Here is a 17,851-nt window from a genome sequence, read left to right on the forward strand (position 1 = left end):
CCGGACCTGCGGCGGGCCGCCTGCTGCGAGGCTCCGCTGAGATGACCACCATCGCGCTGAACGAGACGCCGCGAGTGAGGGCAATCCTCGCCCGCGCCGACGATGCGCTGGTGCATGCGCACCGCCTCTCCGAATGGTGCGGCCATGCGCCGATGATCGAGGAGGACCTCGCCCTCGGCAATGTCGCGCTCGACCTGCTCGGCCAAGCACGATCGCTCTACCAGCACGCCGCCGGGATCGAAGGCGCCGGCCGCAGCGAGGATGACCTCGCCTATCTCCGCGATGCGCCCCAGTTCCGCAACCTGCTGATGCTGGAGCAGCCGAACGGCGATTTCGCGCAGACCATCGTGCGCCTCTTCCTGCACAGCGCCTTCCTGCATCCCTGGTGGCAGCAGGCGATGCGCAGCACCGACGAAACCCTCGCCGCCATCGCCGCCAAGGCCGAGAAGGAAGTCGCCTATCACCTGCGCCACGCCGGCGAGTGGCTGATCCGCCTCGGCGACGGCAACGAGGAAAGCCATCGCCGCGCCGCCGCCGCGCTTGATCGCCTCTGGCGCTTCACCGGCGAGTTCTTCGCCGTCGAGCAGACCGAGGCCGCCCTGGTCGCCGCGGGCATCCTCCCTGACGCCGCCGCGCTGCGCCCGCACTGGAACGCCACCATCGCCCGGGTGCTGGGCGAGGCCACGCTCGACCGCCCGCATGACGGCTGGATGCAGACGGGCGGCAGGCGCGGCGTGCATTCCGAGCATCTCGGCCACATGCTCGCGGTGATGCAGCACCTCCAGCGCGCCTATCCGGGGGCGACATGGTAGCGGCGCCGGCCCTCGACGCCGAACGGCTGCGCCAGCGCGCGCTGCGCATCGCCGGCGAGGTTCCCGACCCCGAGATCCCTGTGCTCACCATCGCCGATCTCGGCGTGCTTCGCGACGCGCGCGTGGACGAGGGGGGGCGTGTCGAGCTGGATATCACGCCCACCTATTCCGGCTGCCCGGCGATGACCATGATCGCGCAGGCCATCGAGGCCACGCTCGCCGGACACGGCCTCGATGCGCGCGTGCGCCTGGTGCTCTCCCCCGCCTGGACCACCGACTGGATGACGCAGCAGGGCCGCGACAAGCTGCGCGCCTATGGCATCGCCCCGCCGCCGCCGCGCGCCACCCGCCGCGCCCTGTTCGGCGAGGACGACGCCGTCGCCTGCCCGCGCTGCGACAGCACGGCGACGGAAAAGCTCTCCGAGTTCGGCAGCACCTCCTGCAAGGCGCTGTGGCGCTGCACCGCGTGCCGCGAGCCCTTCGATCACTTCAAATGCCTATGACATCGACAACGACCGACGCCCCCACCCGCAGCGGCTTCCACCCCCTTCGCGTCACCCGAGTCACGCGCGAATCGCCCGAGGCCATCGCCGTCACCCTGCAACCGCCGCCCCAGGCCGAGGCATTGTTCCGCTTCACCCCCGGCCAGTACCTCACGGTCCGCCGCGTCCTGGATGGCGAGGAGCAGCGGCGCAGCTATTCCATCTGCGCTGCGCTGGACGAGGGCGCACTTCGCATCGGCGTCAAGCGTGTCCCCGGTGGCCGCTTCTCCAGCTGGGCGGTCGAGCACCTCAAGCCAGGCGACGTGCTGGAGGCGATGCCGCCCGAAGGCCGCTTCGGCCTGATGCCCGACCCTGCCGCGGCGCCGCGCACTGTTCTCGGCATTGCCTGCGGCAGCGGCATCACGCCCGTGCTCTCCATCCTCGCCAGCCTGCTGGCTCGCGAGCCCGAGAGCCGGGCCGTGCTGCTCTATGGCAACCGCAGCGCCGCCGACATCATGTTCCGCACCGCCCTGGAGGAGTTGAAGGACCGCTACCTGCATCGCTTCTCGATCGTGCATGTCCTGAGTCGCGAGAAGCACGAGCTGGAAAGCCTGCACGGCCGCCTCGACGCGGCCCGCATCCAGGCGCTGCTGCCCGGCCTCGTCCCGCCGCGCGCCATCGCCGAGGCCTTCCTCTGCGGTCCCGAAGGCCTCTCGGACTCCGCGACGGCGGCGCTGACCGCGCTCGGCCTGCCGGCGGACCACATCCATGTGGAGCGCTTCACGCCGGCCGGCGGCTTGCCGACGGCCCGCCCTCCAGCGCCGCCCGCGCCCGGCACGAAGCCGGCTGCGACCGCGACCATCACGCTCGACGGCGTGACGCGCGAGGTTCCGATGGCCGAGGGCGAGACGATTCTCGAAGCCGGCCTGCGCGCGGGGATGGACCTCCCCTGGTCCTGCCGCGGCGGCATGTGCTGCACCTGCCGGGCAAAGCTGACGCAGGGGGCGGTGGAGATGGCGCAGAACTACTCGCTGCAACCCTGGGAAATGGCAGCGGGATTCGTCCTCACCTGCCAGAGCCGGCCGAAAGGCACGCAGTTGAGCGTGGACTACGACGCGACGTAGCGGATCGGCGCCCTACCCGATCTCCTCCGCCGTCAGCGGCCCCGGGAAGTGGCACGCCACGCGCTGCCTTCCGGCGACTTCAGCCAGCACCGGCTCCTCCTCCGCGCAGCGCGCCACCGCGCGCGGGCAGCGCGTGCGGAACCGGCACCCGCTCGGCGGGTCGGCGGGGCTCGGCACTTCGCCCTTGAGCACGATGCGGGTGCGCCGCTCGGCGCCCGGCTCCGCCGCGGCGGAGAGCAGCGCCTGCGTGTAGGGGTGCTGCGGCGTGGCGAACAGAAGCTCCCGCGGCGCTTCCTCGACGATGCGGCCGAGATACATCACCGCCACCCGCGGCGCCATGTGGCGCACCGCCGCCAGATTGTGGCTGACGAACAGCACGGCCAGGCCCAGACGCTGCTGCAACTCCGAGAGCAGGTTCAGCACCTGCGCCTGGATCGAGACATCCAGCGCGCTGGTCGGCTCGTCGCAGACCAGGAAGGCCGGCTCCGTCGCCAGCGCGCGCGCAATGGCGATGCGCTGGCGCTGGCCGCCGCTGAACTCGTGCGGGTAGCGCGCCGCATGGTCGGGCAGCAGGCCGACGATGGTCAGCAGATCGGCCACGCGGGCGCGGCGGAACGCGGCGTTGCCGGTACCGTGCACGACCATCGGCTCGGTGACCAGATCGGCCACCGTCATGCGCGGGTTGAGGCTGCCGAAGGGATCCTGGAAGACGATGCCCATGTCGCGCCGCAGCCCGCGCATCGCGCGGTCCGGCAGATGGGTGATGTCCTGCCCGCGGAAGGTGAGCGTGCCGCCGTCGGGCTCGATCAGCCGGATCAGCACGCGGGCGAGGGTGGACTTGCCGCAGCCGCTCTCGCCGACCAGGCCGAGCGTCTCGCCCGGTGCGATGGCGACATCCACCCCATCCACCGCGCGCACGCCGCCGGCGAAGACCTTGCGCAGCGCCACGCCTTGCACCAGCGAGGTCATGCCGAATCCCGTTGAGCGCAACCTGCGCCCGCCGGAGGCGGGCGAGCGGCCGAATGGCCGCCGCCGCTTGTGCGGCGAAGCCAAGCGCGCGGAGGCGCGCGCCGGCGATTGAGGGCGGATCGGTCACGATCCGCGGGATTGGGTATCACGCCAACTCCTCCGCGCGGATGCAGGCGGCCGCGTTGCCCGCGGGCAGCGCGCGCAGCGCCGGGGGCGCGGCCTCGCAGGTGGGCAGCGCGTATGGACAGCGCGGCGCGAAGCGGCAGCCGGGCGGGAAATCGGCCGGCGCCGGCACCACGCCGGCAATGGCGGGCAGCGCGCCGATCGGGCCCTCGAGGCGCGGGATCGCGGCCAGCAGCGCGCGCGTGTAGGGATGCGCGGGCTGCGCGAAAATGGTCGCGGCATCCCCGGTTTCGGCGACGCGCCCGGCATACATCACCACCACGCGCTCGCAGATGTCGGAGACCACGCCGAGGTCGTGGGTGATCAGCAGCACCGCCATGCCGAGTTCCCGCCTGAGGCCGCGCAGCAGGTCGAGGATGCCGGCCTGCACCGTGGCGTCCAGCGCGGTGGTCGGCTCGTCGGCGATCAGCAGCCGCGGCCGGCAGGCGAGCGCGATGGCGATCATCGCGCGCTGGCGCATGCCGCCCGAGAGCTGGTGCGGGTATTCGTCCACCCGGCGCTCCGCGGCGGCGATCTCCACCAGCTTCAGAAGCGAGACGGCCTCATTGTGCGCGGCGCGCCGGCCGAGGCCGCGGTGACGCCGCAGCACCTCGGCAATCTGCTCGCCGACGGTCAGCACCGGGTTCAGCGAGGCCATGGGCTCCTGGAAGATCATCGCCATGCGCGCGCCGCGCAGCCGCTGCATCTCGCGCTCCGGCAGGTGGGTGATGTCGTTGCCCTCGAAGGCGATGCGCCCGGCGGCGACGCGGCCGCCGATCGGCAGCAGGCCCATCACGGCCAGCGCGGTCATGGACTTGCCGCTGCCGCTCTCGCCGACGACCCCGAGCACCTCGCCCTCCGCGATGTCGAAGGACAGGTCCTCCAGCACGCGGATCGGCCCGAAGGCGACGGAGAGGTTCTCGACCCTGAGCAGGCTCATCGCACTGCCGTGCGCAGCCGCGGATCGAGCGCATCGCGCAGCCCGTCGCCCATCAGGTTCAGCCCCAGCACAACCAGCGCGATCACCACGCCAGGGGCCAGCGAGATCCACGGCGCTTCCTGGATATAGTCGCGCCCTTCCGAGATGATGCCGCCGAGCGTCGGTGTCGGCGGCGGCGGGCCGACGCCGAGGAAGGACAGCACCGCCTCCGCCAGCACTGCCAGCGCGAAGACATAGGTCTGCTGCACCACCAGCGGCGCCATGGCGTTGGGCAGCACGTGCCGCAACAGCACCCGCGCGGGCGAGGCGCCGATGGCGCGCGCGCCCTCGACGAAGGGGAATTCGCGCACCACCAGCACGCCCGCGCGCATCACCCGCGCGGTGCGCGGCACATAGGCGATGGAGAGCGCGAGCACCACGTTGAACTCCGACGGCCCGAGCGCCGCCGCCAATGCGATTGCCAGCAGCACCGCGGGGAAGGCCATCAGCGCATCCATGAAGCGCATCAGCGGTCCGTCGGCGCGCCGCACGAATCCCGCCACCGCGCCGACCGCACCGCCGAGCAGCGCCGTCAGAAGCGCCACGCCGAGGCCGATACGCAGCGAAACGCGGATGCCGTGCAGCGTACGGGAGAGGATGTCGCGGCCGAAGCGGTCGGTGCCGAACCAGAAGGTCTCGTTCGGTGCCACGAAGCGCGTGCGGAAGTTGTTGCGCAGCGGATCATGCGGCGCGAGCCAATCCGCTGCCAGGCCACAGAGCGCAACTGCGCCGAACAGCAGCAGCCCCCAGCGGAAGGAGGGATGCGCCAGCAGCCGCGCCAGCGCACCGGGTGGTTTCGCCTGCGCCGCGGCGGGTGCGGCGATCGCCGCATCACCGGCGGCCATGACGGATCCTCGGGTCGAGGGCCGCGTCGCGCGCCCTGCGCGCGCGGACATACGAAACGCGGCGCATGTCACCGGCGGCCATGGCGTATCCTCGGGTCGAGCGCCGCGTAAAGCAGGTCCACCAGCAGGTTCACCAGCACGAAGATCGTCGCTGTCAACAGCAGCCCGCCCTGGATCACCGGATAGTCGCGCCGCTGGATCGCGCCGACGATCAGCCGCCCGACGCCGGGCAGGCTGAACACGCTCTCGATCACCACCGCACCGCCGAGCAGCACGCCGCAGGCGATGCCGGCCACCGTGACCACCGGGATCAGCGCGTTGCGCAGCGCGTGCTTGCCCACCACGATCCAGCCCGGCATGCCCTTGGCGCGCGCCGTGCGCACATAGTCCTGGCGCAGCACCTCCAGCATCGCGGCCCGCGTCATCCGTGCGAAGAGACCCATCTGCGAGAGGGCGAGGGTGCCCGCCGGCAGCAGCATGGACCGCGCCCAGCCCAGCGGGTCCGTGGTGAACTCGACATAGCCGCCGGTCGGCAGCCAGCCGAGCAGGACGGCGAAGACATAGACGAAGACCAGGCCAAGCCAGAAATCCGGCAGCGAGAAGCCGATCAGCGCCGTGCCCATCGCCACCCGGTCCGCGCCCTTGCCCGCCCGCACCGCGGCGATCACGCCGAGCGTCGTGCCGATCACGAAGGCGATGGCCAGCGCCAGGAAGGTGAGTGCGAGCGTGACCGGCAGGCGCTCGATGATCGCCTCGGCGACGCCCTGGCGGAGCAGGATACTCTCGCCGAGGTCGCCGCGCAGCAGCGCGCCGTACCAGCCCACCAGCTGCTCGTGCCAGGGCCGCGTCAGACCGAGCCGCTCGCGCAGCCGCGCGAGCTCCTCCGCGGTGGCGGTCGGCCCCGCCATCTCCGCCGCGACATCGCCCGGCACGATCCAGACGATGCCGAAGGACAGCGCCGAGACGATCAGCAGCACCGGCAGGGCGGTCAGCAGCCGCCCCGCGGCGTATTTGAGCATCTATGTACCTGCCCGCATGATTCACGCGTCCGGTGCTTGGCGGCACGCGGATGGCACGCCCTCCGCGTGCCGCCGGCGCCCCCTGGCGGTCATTCGGGTCACGCCAGCGTGATGCCCCACATGCGCGGGATGCGGTACGGCTTGTAGCCGCGCACCTGCGCGCGCGTGGCCTGCACGATGCCGACATCGCCGCACTTGATGGCGATCGCCTGGTCGTACATCCGCGCCTGGAAGTCGGCGACCGCCTTCTTGCGGTCGGCCTCGGCGAGGCTGGTGGTGAGCCGCCGCTGGCAATCCTCGATCACCTCGTCGCGGGCATGCTGCACCGGCGCGTGGCCGCTGAAGAAGCCGACGACACCGTAGGGGCCTTCATAGGGCTCGATGCCCAGCATCAGCGCCCACATGTGCCAGCCCGTGCGCTGGGTGCGCTGGCTGAAGGCCGTCGGCCAGTCGGTGATCACCGTGCGCACGTTGATGCCGACGCTGCGCAGCTGCTCCGCCGCCGTGATGATGGCCGCCTGGTGGTTGGAGAAGCTGGAATCGCCCAGCAGGATGATCTCCTCGTTGCGGTAGTTCGCCTCGCGCAGCAGGGCGCGCGCGCGGTCCTTGTTGTTGACGTTGTAGAGCTGCTTGCCGACGTCGCCGGCGAAATACGTGGTGCCGGGGTGCTGCCAGCCATGCGTCATGCGGTAGAGCCCGTCCGTCGAGATCGCCATGATCTCCTCCAGGTCGAGCGCAGCCTGCATGGCGCGGCGGAACACCGGATTGTCCATCGGCGGCATGACGTGGTTCATCATCAGCGTCTGGAACGCCCAGGGCATCATCTCATGCATCTGGAGGTTGCTGTCGCTGCGCAGGCGCTGCGCGGCGGGCACGGCGATGGCTTCCAGGATGTGCATCTCGCCCGTCTGCAGCCCGGCGGTGCGCGCGCCGGCCTCCGGGACGAAGCGGATCATGATGTCCTCGACATTCGCCACCTTGCGGCCGGCGAAGCCATCCATCCCTTCGTATTTCGTGTTCTGCACATAGTCGCCGAAGCGCGTCAGCTTCACATGGCTGTCGGGGCGGTACTCGACGAAGCGGAACGGCCCGGTGCCGATGATCTCGATCCGGCTGGCTTCCTTGCCCGCCTCCTCCTCCGGGATGATGGCGCAGGGCGCGCGCGGGGAGGAGATGCCGGCGATGAAGCCGGGGCTCGGCTCCTTCAGCCGCACAACCACGGTGCGCGCATCCGGCGTCTCGATGCGGTCCACCGGACGCATGATGAAGGCCGAGCCGCCGACCCGGCCGTAGCGCTCGAGGCTGGCCTTCACATCGGCGCTGGTCATCCGCTTGCCGTTATGGAAGCGGGCGTCGCGCAGCGCGAAGCGATAGGTCAGGCCGTCGGAGGAGATGTCCACGCCCTCCGCCAGGTCCGGCTGCGGGTTGGCGGCCTCGTCGCGGGCGAACAGCGTCTCGTAGACATGGAGGTTGATGTTGCGGCTGGCCTGGGCCGTGGTGACCTGTGCGTCGAGCGAGGGTGGTTGCGCCTGCTGCGCCATCACCACCGTCCCGCGCGCCTGCGCCCGCACCAGGCCGGGCTTGGCCAGGCCGGTGAGCGCGGCCGCTCCCGCGGCCAGTCCGAGTTCGCGTCGCTTCAGCATCTTGCCTTCCCCCTCTCCCGGGTTGTGGGGAGGATGCTAGCCTTCACACGCGGCGCAATTCAATGCGTCGGTCGGGAGAATGCGCGATGACGAACAGCCCGGTGGCGGTCGAGGTGGACCTCTGGGGCAGTGGTCGGCAGGTCGGACAGCTCCGCGTGCCGCAGTCGCGCGACGATTCCGGCTGGGGGACCATCCCGGTTCCGGTCGTCGTCCTCGCCAACGGCACCGGCCCGACCGTGCTCCTGACCGCCGGCAACCATGGCGACGAATACGAAGGCCAGGTGGCGCTGCTCGACCTCGCGCGGACGCTGCGGCCGGAGGAGGTGCAGGGCCGCGTGATCCTGCTGCCGGCCATGCACTATCCTGCCTGTCTCGCGGGTAAGCGCCTGTCGCCGCTGGATGGGCGGGACTTCAACCGCTGCTTCCCCGGCGACCCTTTCGGTGGCTTCGCGCTGTCGCTGGCGCATTTCGTGGATAGCGTGCTGCTGCCGATCTGCGACATGCAGATGGACCTGCACAGCGGCGGCACGGGGATGGACATCGTGCCCAGCGCGGTCGGCCATATCCTCGACCATGCGGAGATGCAGGCGCGCACGCTGGCCATGGCGGACGCCTTCGGCGCGCCTGTCACGCTGCTGCTGAAGGAGGTGAATGCCGGCCCCACCCTGCTGGCCGCGGCGGAGAATCGCGGCGTGGTGGCGCTTTCCTCCGAGCTCGGCGGGGGTGGGCGGCTCAACCCGCAGGCGCTCACGATCACGAAGCGCGGCGTGCGCAACGTGCTGCGCCATGCCGGCGTGCTGGAAGGCCTTCCCGAAATGGGAGAGCATGGCCCCTCGCGCCGGATGACGGTGCCGGATCTCGGTCACTACGTCTTCGCGCCCTGCGACGGCATCTGGGAGGCCGCGCACCGGCTGGGCGAGACGGTGCGGGCCGAGAGCCCCGCCGGATTGCTGCACCGCATCGAGGATCCCTCCGCGCCCCCCATCGAGTTGTCCTACCGTGCCACCGGCCTGCTCTGGTGCGTCCGGCATGCCGGGCGGGTAAAGGCCGGCGACCCGGTGGCCGTGATGGCGCGGGATATGTAGGCTGGGTCAGGCAAGGACGGAGGAGGGCAGCATGTCCGCGATCATCGAGGCACGCAGCAGCAGCAAGGCCGAGGAAACCGAATGGGAACTGCGCCGCGACATGGCGGCGGTGTTCCGCGTCGCGGCGCGGGAGGGCTGGAACGAGCAGATCGGCAACCACAACTCGCTGATGCTGCCGGATGAGAAGGAGCCGCGCTTCCTGATCAACCCGCGCGGCTACCTGTTCCAGGAGCTGAAGGCGAGCGACCTGATCGTCTGCGACCTGGACGGCAAGGTGCTGCGGGGCACCGGCGAGCTGCGCAAGGTAGCCTTCCACATCCACGCGCGCATCCATCTGCTGAACCCGCGCGCCGCCTGCGTGGTGCATGTGCATCCGCGCTGGCTGACCGCGCTCTCGCTGCTGCGGGATGCGGAGATGCACCTGTCGCACCACAACAACCTCGCCCTCAACGACCGCATCGTCTACGACCATGAGGGCGACGAGCCGGTGCACCACAACGAGGAGGGCGACCGCATCGCGCGCTGCCTCGGCGAGAAATCGGTGATGGTGATGCGCGGCCATGGCGTGACCGTGGTCGGCCCCACGGTCGCCGACGCCTTCGATGAATGCTTCATCGCCGAGCGCACCGCGATGTACCAGATGACGGCGATGTCCACCGGCCAGGCGATGCACCACCTGCCGGAACGGTTGCGCCGGCGCTACAACGGCCCCTGGGGTGACCGCTACGACGCGCGGCTGCACCTCGATGCCTGGCGCCGCGTGCTGGACCGCGAGGAGCCGGACTACGCCAAGTGAGAGAGGATCCGCGATGACCCGACTGACCCGCCGCACCGCGCTTGCTGCAGCGCTTTCCGTGCCGCTGGCGGCGCGTGCGCAGGCTCCGTGGACGCCGTCGCGGCCGTTGCGGCTGGTCGTGCCGTTCGCGGCGGGCGGGTTCACCGACATCCTCTCGCGCGCCGCGGCGGAGCTGCTGCAGGCGCGCCTCGGCCAGCCGGTGGTGGTGGAGAACCGCGGCGGCGCCGGCGGCAACATCGCCGCCGAGCACGTCGCGCGCGCCACGCCGGACGGCCACACCGTGCTGGTGGCGACGCAGGGCATCATCGCGGTGAACAAGGCGCTGTATCCGCGCCTGGCCTACGATCCGGATGCCGATTTCGTTGCCATCGGCATGCTGGCGCAGCAGCCGAACCTGCTGGTGGTCTCGCCGAAGGCGCTGCCGGACGTCACCAGCGTCGCGCAGCTCATCGCCAAGGCGAAGGCGACGGAGGGCGGGCTGAACTACGGGTCGAACGGCGTCGGCTCCTTCACGCATCTCTCGATGGAGCTGTTCCGCGCCCAGGCCGGTATCCCGATGACGCATGTGCCCTATCGCGGCAGCTCGCCGCTGCTCAACGACATGGTGGCGGGCAATGTCGGCGTCGCCTTCGATGGCTTCGGCACCTCCGCACCGCAGGTGCGCGGCGGCACTCTGAAGGCGATCGCGGTGACCAGCGCGCAGCGCTTCCGCGCCATGCCGGAGGTGCCGGCGGTGGCCGAGACGCTGCCCGGCTTCGATGCCAGCCCGTGGTACGGCATCTTCGCGCAATCCGCGCTGCCGGAGCCGATCCTCGCTGGCCTCGAAGCGGCCTTCGGCGCCGTGCTGGGCGGCCCGCAATGGGCGGCGATCCTAGAGCAGCGCCAGGCCGATGCGATGCCGCAGGGCCGCGCGGCCCTCGGCCCGATCATGGAGCGCGAGCGCCGGGTGTGGCGGGACGCGGTGCAGCGCTCGGGCGCGCGGGTCGATTGACCTCCGGGTCGGATGTCGTCGTTGTCGGCGCCGGCCCGGTGGGGCTGGCGCTGGCGCTTGCGCTGCACCAGCGCGGCATGGCCGTGCGCGTGCTGGAACGACGCGAGGGCCTCTCGGCCGCTTCGCGCGCGTCCACCTTCCACCCGCCCACGCTCGACGCGCTGGACGAGCTCGGCGTCTTCGCCGGGTTGCGCGCCGGCGGCGTGCAGGTGGACCGTATCCTGTGGCGGCGCGTGGACAGCGGCGAGTCGGCTTCGCTCGACCTCGGCATCCTGTCGGGCGAGACGCGCTTCCCCTTCCGCTGGCATCGCGAGCAGCAGTTCCTCACCCCCGCGTTGCTCGCCGCGCTGCCGGCGGGAACGGTGCGCTTCGGCGCCGGGGTCGAGGCGCTGGAACAGGACGAGGCCGGCGTCACGTTGCGCTGCGCGGATGGCAGCACGCATCGCGGCCGCTTCGCCGTGGGCTGCGACGGAGCCGCCGGCGCGATGCGAAACCTGGCCGGCATCGCGGCGGAGACCAGCGACTACGCCCATCGCGTGCTGCGGCTGCTGACGCCGCACGACCTGCGCGAGCACATCCCGGGCCTGGATGGGCTCGGCTATCTCTACGACGGCGAGGGCTCCTGCTCGCTGCTGCGCATGCCGGAGGTCTGGCGGCTGATCTTCCGCATCCCGCCTGGAATGAGCGACGAGGACGCGATGGCCGAGGGCCATGCCCGCGCCCGTATTGCCCGCTTCCTCCCCGCACTGCGCAACCTGCCGCTCGCCGGCCGCGACGTGTACGGCGTGCGCAAGGCGATGGCGGTGGCCTATCGCGCCGGCCGCGTGCTGCTGGCCGGCGATGCGGCGCATCTCACCAACACGCGCGGCGGGATGAACATGAACGCCGGTATCCATGACGCGATGACGCTCGCCGCCGCGCTGCATCCGGTGCTCCACGGTGCCGGGGATGCGCTGCTCGACCACTGGGCGGCCGCGCGGCTTGCCACGGTGAGGGAGGCGCTGTTGCCGCGCACCGATGCGCGCGTCGCCGCCGACCCGGCCGGCGAGGTGGCGCGCATGGCGGCACTGACGCCCGACCAGGCCCGCGCCTGGGCGCGCGAGGCCTCCATGCTGGACATCGCCAAGGCCGGAGCCCCCGCATGACCCATCCTGCGAGACGCTGGCACCCGACGCATCGCATCGGGCTGCTCTCGCCATCGGCCAATCCGGCGGTGGAACCGGAAATCCGCCACCTGCTGCCGCAGCAGGCGGCGCTGCATGTCGCGCGCCTGCCGGTGATGCCCAATACCACGCTGGAGCAGCGCAACGCGGTCTATCTCAGCCATGTCGAGCAATCGTTCAACGCCTTCGGGGCGCTGGCTCTGGACGCGGTGATCGTCGGCATTACCGGCCCGAGCTATGCCCTGCCTCCCGCCGAGGACCACGCCCTGCAGGAGCGGCTCTCCGCCGGCATCCGCCGGCCGGTGATCCTCGCCGCGCGCGCCATCGCGGCGGCGCTGGAGGCGCTCGGACGATCGCGGCTGCTGCTGTTCTCGCCCTATCCGGGCTGGCTGACCGAGCGCGCGGAGCGCTATTGGCAGGCGGCCGGGCTGGACCTGGTGGAGTCCTTCAAGGTCTCCGACAGCTTCAGCGCCTATGACCTGAAGCCCGAGGAAGTGGCCGATGGCTTGGCGAAGCTGGCGCCGCCGGCGGATTGCGCCGTGCTGGTCTCCGGCACCGGCGCAGCGACGCTGGACGCGATGGAATGGATGCGGGAGCGGCTGGGCGTGCCGCTGCTGTCGTCCAACCTGGCCTGCGCCTTCGCCGCCTGCCGCGCGCTCGGCCTGCCGGGCGGCCCCGCGATGACGGCTTGCTGTCCGGCCCTTTCAGCGCTGCTCGCCAAGGCCGGATAGCCCTGCGCCACCCTGCCGCGGCCAACGCCGGGAGCGTACCTCCGGCACGACGGAGCATCAGTCCAAGGTCAGAACAGTCCGAACAGTCCGCGGTCCCCGCGGCGACGCCGAAGGCGGCGTCGTGGGGGAGCAGCGATCAGCGCTGGCGCGCCTTGCGCGCGTCCTGCATCGCCTTGTGGGCGGCGGCAAGCGTATGGGCGCGGTTGCGCTGGTCGGCGGCGCGGCGGGCGGCGGCGTTGGCGGCCTCGATCTCCGCGGCACGGCGACGGGCGAGTTCTTCCTGCGCCTTGCGCTCGGCCTCGCGCTTGGCAGCGAGGCGCGCGGCCTCCTCGGCCTGCTTGATCGCCAGCTTGGCGGCACGCTTCTCGGCCTCGCGGGCGGCACGCGCCTCGGCGATCGCCTTCTGCTCGGCCATGCGCTTCTGGACCTCGGGATCGTCCAGGCGGGACTTCATCGAGGCGAACTTCTCCGCGGCGGCCTTGCGGGCCTCCTCCGCGGCGTTCTTTCGTTCATTGAAATCGAAAAGCTTCTTAGCCTGCATGGGACGCCATTTAGCGGTCGGGGAAGCCCACGCCAAGGGGGCGTGGGGTGCGGAAGGTGCAACCCACCCCCCTCATCAATACGTGAGCGGCCATTCCCGGCGCGGGAAAGGGGTCAGTTCCCGAGCGTCACCCCGGCTTCGCGCACCAGCCCGGCCCAGCGCGCGACCTCGGCCTGATGGAAGGGGCCGAAGGCGGCGGGCGGCATGGTCTGGATGCGGAAGCCCGCCGCCTCCAGCCTGCCGCGCAGCACCGGGTCGGAGAGCGCAGCCTCGGTGGCGGCGTGCACCCGGTCCAGCACGGCCGCCGGCGTGCCCTGCGGCGCGAACAGCCCGAACCAGGCATCGCCCGAGACATAATCGTAGCCGAGCTCCTTCAGCGTCGGCACATCCGGCAGGTCCGGGAAGCGCTGCTCGCCGCCGACGCCGAGCGCCCGGACGCGCCCGCCGGCGGCCAGCGTCGAGACGCTCGCCCAGGTCGCCATCATGAAATCCACCGTGCCCGCCGCCAGGTCCTGCGCCGCCGGCCCGGCGCCGCGATAGGGCACATGGGTCACGTTCATCCCGTTGCGCTTCGCGAAGGTGGCGCTCATCAGATGCGCCGAGGAGCCCGCCGAGGGCGTGCCATAGGACAGCCCCCGCCCCGGCCGGCGCCCCAGCTCCACCAGCTCCGCCACCGTGCGGGCCGGCGAGGTCGCCGGTACCACCAGCGCATGCGGCGCGCGGGCCACCAGCGTGGCGGCGGCGAAGCTTGCCGGGTCGTAGGGCAGGTCGCGCATCAGCGCGCCGTTGGTGGCATGCGTCTGGTTGTTGCCGAGCACCAGCGTGTAGCCGTCCGGCACGGCGCGGAAGGTCGCCTCGGTGCCGATCACCCCGCCGCCGCCGCCGCGGTTGTCCACCACCACCTGCTGGCCCCAGCCCTCCTGCCACTTGGCGGCCAGCGCCCGGGCGAGGACATCGGTGGTGCCGCCCGGCGGGAAGGGCACGATCAGCCGAACCGGCCGCTGCGGCCAGGGCGCCTGCGCGCGGGCGGGCAGGGCGGCAAGCAGGGGCAGGGCGAACAGGGCGCGGCGGTGCATCGTCTCGGGCCTCATGGCGCGGGTGTGGCTGGGCATTGTTGCCGGCCCCGTCCGCTTCGGGCAGAGGAATTCGTCATGCGGGTCACGATCATCGGATGCGGCGCCATCGGCGGCTGGCTGGCCGCCGGCTTCGCGGAAGGCGGGGCGGAGGTGGCGGTGCTGGCGCGCGGGGCGACGCTCGCGGCTCTCGGCAGCCGCGGCCTCGTCCTGCGCGACGGCGCGGCGGAGCGCGTCTTTCCCCTGTTCGCCTCGGACGTGCCGGCCGCGCTGCCGGCGGCCGACCTGCTCGTGCTCGGGCTGAAAGGGCAGGACCTTCCGGCGGCGCTGCCCGCGATCCGAGCGCTGATGGGGCCGGGGACGCGGGTGCTCTCGGCGCAGAATGGCGTGCCCTGGTTCTTCCTCCAGGGTTTCGGTGGCCCGCTGGAAGGTGCGGCGCTGGAGAGCGTGGACCCGGCTGGCGCCCTCTCCGCCACCCTGCCGGCCGGGCGGGTGCTCGCCGCCGTGGTGCATGCCGCCGCGACGGTGGAGGCGCCGGGCGTGGTGCGGCTGGCCAAGGCTGACCGGCTGCCGGTGGGCGACCTCGGCGCGAACGCGGCCCTGCTGGCGGAAACCGTCGCCCTGCTGCGCGCCGGGGGCGTGCCCGCCGAGCCGACCGGGGCGATCCGGCAGGAGATCTGGCGCAAGCTCTGGGGCAATTCGAACATGAACCCCCTCAGCGTGCTGAGCCGCGCCACCCTCTCCGACATGCTCGACGAGCCCGGGGTGCGCGGCCTGGCGGAGGCGATGATGGCCGAGATGGACGCGCTCGGGCAGCGCATCGGCCTCGCCCCGCTTGGCGACATCGCGGCGCGGATGGCGGTGACCCGCCGCATCGGCGCCTTCCGCACCTCCATGCTGCAGGACTGGGAGGCCGGCCGCCGGCTGGAGCTCGGCCCGATCCTCGGCGCCCTGGTGGAGATGGCGGAACGGCTGGGCCACAAGGCGCCGGTGATGCACGGCGTGCATGGGCTGGTGCGGCTGTTGGAGCAGGGGTCGGATCGAGGGAGGGCGGAACGCCCGGAGGCGTGAATCCGCCCCGCCCCGCATGGCCCGGGGCTGATCCCGGCCGGCCGAAGCGCTATATGCCGTGCATGAGCGAAATACTGGCCGACGACACCGTCGCGCGGGAAGCCGCGCGGCGGCGCACCTTCGCGATCATCGCCCACCCGGACGCGGGCAAGACCACGCTGACCGAGAAGCTGCTGCTGAAGGGCGGCGCAATCCAGCTCGCCGGCGCGGTGCGCGCCAAGGGCAATGCGCGGCGCACGCGGTCGGACTGGATGAAGATCGAGCAGGACCGCGGCATCTCGGTGGCGACCTCGGTCATGACCTTCGAGCGCGCGGGCGTGGTGTTCAACCTGCTCGACACGCCGGGCCACGAGGACTTCTCCGAGGACACCTACCGCACCCTGACGGCGGTGGACGCCGCGGTGATGGTGCTGGACGCCGCCAAGGGCATCGAGAGCCAGACCCGCAAGCTGTTCGAGGTGTGCCGCCTGCGCGACATCCCGATCGTCACCTTCGTCAACAAGATGGACCGCGAGGCGCTCGACCCGTTCGAGCTGATCGAGGATATCCAGCAGACCCTGGCGCTGGATGCCGCGCCCGTCGCCTGGCCGGTCGGCCGCGCCAGTGAGTTCTGGGGCACCTACGACATCCTGGCCAGGCGGCTGATGCCGGTGGATGCGACGGAGGAAGAGGGAATCCCGGTCAGCGGGCCGGACGACCCCAGGATCGCCGAACTGGTCGGCGAGGCCCGCGCCACGGCCTTGTACGAGGAGGTCCTGCTTGCCGAGGCGGGGCTGAACGCCTTCGACCTGGCCGCCTTCCGGCAGGGCACGCTGACGCCGGTGTTCTTCGGCTCGGCGCTGCGCGATTTCGGCGTCGGGCACCTGCTGGAGGGCCTGTCCCGCTTCGCCCCCTCGCCCGGCGCACGCGACGCCGATCCACGCAACGTGCAGCCGGAGGAGCCGCGCCTGACCGGCTTCGTGTTCAAGGTCCAGGCGAACATGGACCCCAACCACCGCGACCGCGTCGCCTTCGTGCGGCTGTGCAGCGGCCGGCTGACCAAGGGCATGCGGCTGCGCCAGGTGCGCACCGGCAAGCAGGTGCCGGTGAACGCGCCGCTGTTCTTCTTCGCCAAGGAGCGCCAGGTCGCCGAGGAGGCCTGGCCCGGCGACGTGGTCGGCATCGCCAACCACGGCACGCTGCGCATCGGCGATACGCTGACCGAGGGCGAGGAGGTGAATTTCCGCGGCGTGCCTTCGTTCGCGCCGGAGATCCTGCGGCATGTCCGGCTGGAGGACCCGATGCTGGCGAAGAAGCTGCGCACCGCGCTCGACCAGCTCGCCGAGGAAGGAGTGGTGCAGGTGTTCCGCCCACTCGACGGCTCGCCGCCGGTGGTGGGGGTGGTGGGCCAGCTGCAGCTGGACGTGCTGCAGTCGCGGCTGAAGGTGGAGTATGGCGTGCCCGCCGGCTTCGACGCCACGCGCTGGCAGGTGCTGCGCTGGGTCAGCGGCGAGCGCGCGCAGATCGAGCGCTGGGCCGCGACCAACCGCTCCGACACGGCCGAGGACCATGACGGCGAACACGTCGCGCTGTTCTCCTCAGACTGGCGCCGCAAGCGCGCCGAGGAGGACTTCCCGGCGTTGAGGTTCCACGCCGTGCGGGAGCAGCACGGGGTGGTGCAGATGCAGCGCGGCGCCTAGGCTCTTCCCGTCGGGGGGGGGAGCCAAGGAGCCGCCATGACCACGCCACGCTTCATCTCCGCCAGCGCGGCGCGCTCGCTGCCGCTGTTCGGCGGCGATATCCGCATCACCATGCCCGCCGATGGCCCGGGCGCCGGATTCAGCGCCTTCGAGGATGTCCGCCAGCCTGGAGACGGCCCGCCCTGGCACGTGCACCACGGCGAGGACGAGATGTTCCGAATCGTCTCCGGCCGCTTCCGCATGCGCTGCGGCGAGCAGGAGTTCGAGGCCGCAGCCGGCGATTGTGCGCTGCTGCCGCGCGGCGTGCCGCATTCCTTCGTGAACATCGGTGACACGGTCGGAACGATGTTCTGCGTCGTGCAGCCCGGCGGCTTCGAGCACTTCTTCCTGGAGGTCGCCGAGGCCGGGTTGCGAATCCCCGAGGACATGGGCCGAATCCTGGAGATCGCCGCACGCTACAGGCTCGAACTGCTCGGGCCCAATCCCTTCAGCGGCCGCTGACCGGTGGCGCACCCCGAAGCGCCCGCGCCGATCTCCGCCTGATCCCTGTGCCGGCATCCGCCCGGATCGCCGGCGTTTACCTCGGCTTAGACCATTATTGGCCTGACTGTGCATAGCCGCAGTGTCGCAGGTAGTCGGTGCATTCTTCGGGGCTGAAGCGGTCAAGGAGGTTGCCGATGGCGTTC

At 71.6% G+C, this 17,851-nt stretch carries 18 protein-coding genes; 11 read left to right on the forward strand and 7 right to left on the reverse strand.

Annotated features, from left to right (window positions below):
* Window positions 1-41 precede the first annotated feature (41 nt).
* Genes paaC through ACESM1_RS15660 form a run of 3 tightly spaced genes read left to right on the forward strand, consistent with a single transcriptional unit; the run spans window position 42 to window position 2,418 of the window.
* Entirely contained in the window at window positions 42-812 is a 771-nt protein-coding gene (gene paaC, locus ACESM1_RS15650) for a 1,2-phenylacetyl-CoA epoxidase subunit PaaC (RefSeq protein WP_372621554.1), read from the forward strand.
* Window positions 806-1,315 carry a 1,2-phenylacetyl-CoA epoxidase subunit PaaD gene (gene paaD, locus ACESM1_RS15655; protein ID WP_372621556.1) on the forward strand — a complete coding sequence of 170 codons (510 nt, stop codon included), beginning with the start codon at window positions 806-808 and terminating at the stop codon, window positions 1,313-1,315. Before paaC ends, paaD begins: the two co-directional genes overlap by 7 nt.
* Window positions 1,312-2,418 carry a 2Fe-2S iron-sulfur cluster-binding protein gene (locus ACESM1_RS15660; protein WP_372621558.1) on the forward strand — a complete coding sequence of 369 codons (1,107 nt, stop codon included), beginning with the start codon at window positions 1,312-1,314 and terminating at the stop codon, window positions 2,416-2,418. Before paaD ends, ACESM1_RS15660 begins: the two co-directional genes overlap by 4 nt.
* 12 nt (window positions 2,419-2,430) lie before the next feature.
* Here ACESM1_RS15660 and ACESM1_RS15665 read toward each other — a convergent pair whose 3' ends face one another.
* The 5 genes from ACESM1_RS15665 to ACESM1_RS15685 form a co-directional block, all read right to left on the reverse strand.
* A complete protein-coding gene (locus ACESM1_RS15665) occupies window positions 2,431-3,387 on the reverse strand; it encodes an ABC transporter ATP-binding protein (RefSeq protein WP_372621559.1) in 957 nt (318 codons plus the stop codon).
* Window positions 3,388-3,532: 145 nt separating this feature from the next.
* Entirely contained in the window at window positions 3,533-4,489 is a 957-nt protein-coding gene (locus ACESM1_RS15670) for an ABC transporter ATP-binding protein (protein ID WP_372621561.1), read from the reverse strand.
* A complete protein-coding gene (locus ACESM1_RS15675; RefSeq protein ID WP_372621563.1) occupies window positions 4,486-5,373 on the reverse strand; it encodes an ABC transporter permease in 888 nt (295 codons plus the stop codon). The genes ACESM1_RS15670 and ACESM1_RS15675 overlap by 4 nt, the downstream gene beginning before the upstream one ends.
* A 68-nt stretch (window positions 5,374-5,441) precedes the next feature.
* Complete coding sequence (locus tag ACESM1_RS15680; protein ID WP_372621564.1) at window positions 5,442-6,392, reverse strand: ABC transporter permease; 951 nt, start codon at window positions 6,390-6,392, stop codon at window positions 5,442-5,444.
* 98 nt (window positions 6,393-6,490) lie between these two features.
* Window positions 6,491-8,035: an ABC transporter substrate-binding protein gene (locus ACESM1_RS15685; RefSeq protein WP_372621566.1), complete on the reverse strand. Its 1,545-nt coding sequence runs from the start codon at window positions 8,033-8,035 to the stop codon at window positions 6,491-6,493.
* Between the two features lie 86 nt (window positions 8,036-8,121).
* Here ACESM1_RS15685 and ACESM1_RS15690 point away from each other — a divergent pair, with 86 nt between their 5' ends.
* From ACESM1_RS15690 to ACESM1_RS15710, 5 genes are read left to right on the forward strand one after another with little or no spacing between them, the layout of a single operon-like run.
* Entirely contained in the window at window positions 8,122-9,120 is a 999-nt protein-coding gene (locus tag ACESM1_RS15690) for a succinylglutamate desuccinylase/aspartoacylase family protein (protein WP_372621567.1), read from the forward strand.
* A 31-nt stretch (window positions 9,121-9,151) separates the two neighbouring features.
* A complete protein-coding gene (locus ACESM1_RS15695; protein ID WP_372621569.1) occupies window positions 9,152-9,916 on the forward strand; it encodes a class II aldolase/adducin family protein in 765 nt (254 codons plus the stop codon).
* 13 nt (window positions 9,917-9,929) lie between these two features.
* The gene (locus ACESM1_RS15700) at window positions 9,930-10,907 is read left to right on the forward strand and encodes a Bug family tripartite tricarboxylate transporter substrate binding protein (RefSeq protein WP_372621571.1); all 978 of its coding nucleotides are present in this window, start codon (window positions 9,930-9,932) and stop codon (window positions 10,905-10,907) included.
* On the forward strand, window positions 10,904-12,052 hold the full coding sequence (locus ACESM1_RS15705; RefSeq protein ID WP_372621573.1) for an FAD-dependent oxidoreductase: 1,149 nt from the start codon (window positions 10,904-10,906) through the stop codon (window positions 12,050-12,052). Before ACESM1_RS15700 ends, ACESM1_RS15705 begins: the two co-directional genes overlap by 4 nt.
* Window positions 12,049-12,801 carry a hypothetical protein gene (locus tag ACESM1_RS15710; RefSeq protein WP_372621575.1) on the forward strand — a complete coding sequence of 251 codons (753 nt, stop codon included), beginning with the start codon at window positions 12,049-12,051 and terminating at the stop codon, window positions 12,799-12,801. The genes ACESM1_RS15705 and ACESM1_RS15710 overlap by 4 nt, the downstream gene beginning before the upstream one ends.
* Before the next feature lie 136 nt (window positions 12,802-12,937).
* Here ACESM1_RS15710 and ACESM1_RS15715 read toward each other — a convergent pair whose 3' ends face one another.
* Both ACESM1_RS15715 and ACESM1_RS15720 read right to left on the reverse strand, forming a co-directional pair.
* Entirely contained in the window at window positions 12,938-13,255 is a 318-nt protein-coding gene (locus ACESM1_RS15715; RefSeq protein WP_372621577.1) for a hypothetical protein, read from the reverse strand.
* 200 nt (window positions 13,256-13,455) lie between these two features.
* The gene (locus ACESM1_RS15720; protein ID WP_372621578.1) at window positions 13,456-14,418 is read right to left on the reverse strand and encodes a Bug family tripartite tricarboxylate transporter substrate binding protein; all 963 of its coding nucleotides are present in this window, start codon (window positions 14,416-14,418) and stop codon (window positions 13,456-13,458) included.
* A 75-nt stretch (window positions 14,419-14,493) separates the two neighbouring features.
* On the opposite strand from ACESM1_RS15720, the gene ACESM1_RS15725 reads away from it, so the two are divergent.
* The 3 genes from ACESM1_RS15725 (at window position 14,494) to ACESM1_RS15735 (ending at window position 17,666) form a co-directional block, all read left to right on the forward strand.
* Window positions 14,494-15,486 carry a 2-dehydropantoate 2-reductase gene (locus tag ACESM1_RS15725; RefSeq protein ID WP_372621580.1) on the forward strand — a complete coding sequence of 331 codons (993 nt, stop codon included), beginning with the start codon at window positions 14,494-14,496 and terminating at the stop codon, window positions 15,484-15,486.
* A gap of 62 nt (window positions 15,487-15,548) precedes the next feature.
* Complete coding sequence (locus ACESM1_RS15730) at window positions 15,549-17,165, forward strand: peptide chain release factor 3 (RefSeq protein ID WP_372621582.1); 1,617 nt, start codon at window positions 15,549-15,551, stop codon at window positions 17,163-17,165.
* A gap of 36 nt (window positions 17,166-17,201) precedes the next feature.
* A complete protein-coding gene (locus ACESM1_RS15735) occupies window positions 17,202-17,666 on the forward strand; it encodes a cupin domain-containing protein (protein WP_372621584.1) in 465 nt (154 codons plus the stop codon).
* The last annotated feature ends 185 nt before the right edge of the window (window positions 17,667-17,851 follow it).

This window comes from Falsiroseomonas sp. (genome assembly GCF_041690465.1).
Classification (GTDB): Bacteria; Pseudomonadota; Alphaproteobacteria; order Acetobacterales; family Acetobacteraceae; genus Falsiroseomonas.

What these genes read in the sequence shown, in the direction of transcription:
- ACESM1_RS15660 (WP_372621558.1), top strand. Translation starts at nt 1,312, where the DNA reads ATGACATCGACAACGACCGACGCCCCCACCCGCAGCGGCTTCCACCCC.
- ACESM1_RS15675 (WP_372621563.1), bottom strand. Translation starts at nt 5,373, where the DNA reads ATGGCCGCCGGTGATGCGGCGATCGCCGCACCCGCCGCGGCGCAGGCG.
- ACESM1_RS15725 (WP_372621580.1), top strand. Translation starts at nt 14,494, where the DNA reads ATGCGGGTCACGATCATCGGATGCGGCGCCATCGGCGGCTGGCTGGCC.
- ACESM1_RS15680 (WP_372621564.1), bottom strand. Translation starts at nt 6,392, where the DNA reads ATGCTCAAATACGCCGCGGGGCGGCTGCTGACCGCCCTGCCGGTGCTG.
- ACESM1_RS15720 (WP_372621578.1), bottom strand. Translation starts at nt 14,418, where the DNA reads ATGCACCGCCGCGCCCTGTTCGCCCTGCCCCTGCTTGCCGCCCTGCCC.
- paaC (WP_372621554.1), top strand. Translation starts at nt 42, where the DNA reads ATGACCACCATCGCGCTGAACGAGACGCCGCGAGTGAGGGCAATCCTC.
- ACESM1_RS15710 (WP_372621575.1), top strand. Translation starts at nt 12,049, where the DNA reads ATGACCCATCCTGCGAGACGCTGGCACCCGACGCATCGCATCGGGCTG.
- ACESM1_RS15665 (WP_372621559.1), bottom strand. Translation starts at nt 3,387, where the DNA reads ATGACCTCGCTGGTGCAAGGCGTGGCGCTGCGCAAGGTCTTCGCCGGC.
- ACESM1_RS15730 (WP_372621582.1), top strand. Translation starts at nt 15,549, where the DNA reads ATGAGCGAAATACTGGCCGACGACACCGTCGCGCGGGAAGCCGCGCGG.
- ACESM1_RS15695 (WP_372621569.1), top strand. Translation starts at nt 9,152, where the DNA reads ATGTCCGCGATCATCGAGGCACGCAGCAGCAGCAAGGCCGAGGAAACC.
- ACESM1_RS15715 (WP_372621577.1), bottom strand. Translation starts at nt 13,255, where the DNA reads ATGAAGTCCCGCCTGGACGATCCCGAGGTCCAGAAGCGCATGGCCGAG.
- ACESM1_RS15685 (WP_372621566.1), bottom strand. Translation starts at nt 8,035, where the DNA reads ATGCTGAAGCGACGCGAACTCGGACTGGCCGCGGGAGCGGCCGCGCTC.
- ACESM1_RS15670 (WP_372621561.1), bottom strand. Translation starts at nt 4,489, where the DNA reads ATGAGCCTGCTCAGGGTCGAGAACCTCTCCGTCGCCTTCGGGCCGATC.
- ACESM1_RS15690 (WP_372621567.1), top strand. Translation starts at nt 8,122, where the DNA reads ATGACGAACAGCCCGGTGGCGGTCGAGGTGGACCTCTGGGGCAGTGGT.
- ACESM1_RS15735 (WP_372621584.1), top strand. Translation starts at nt 17,202, where the DNA reads ATGACCACGCCACGCTTCATCTCCGCCAGCGCGGCGCGCTCGCTGCCG.
- paaD (WP_372621556.1), top strand. Translation starts at nt 806, where the DNA reads ATGGTAGCGGCGCCGGCCCTCGACGCCGAACGGCTGCGCCAGCGCGCG.
- ACESM1_RS15700 (WP_372621571.1), top strand. Translation starts at nt 9,930, where the DNA reads ATGACCCGACTGACCCGCCGCACCGCGCTTGCTGCAGCGCTTTCCGTG.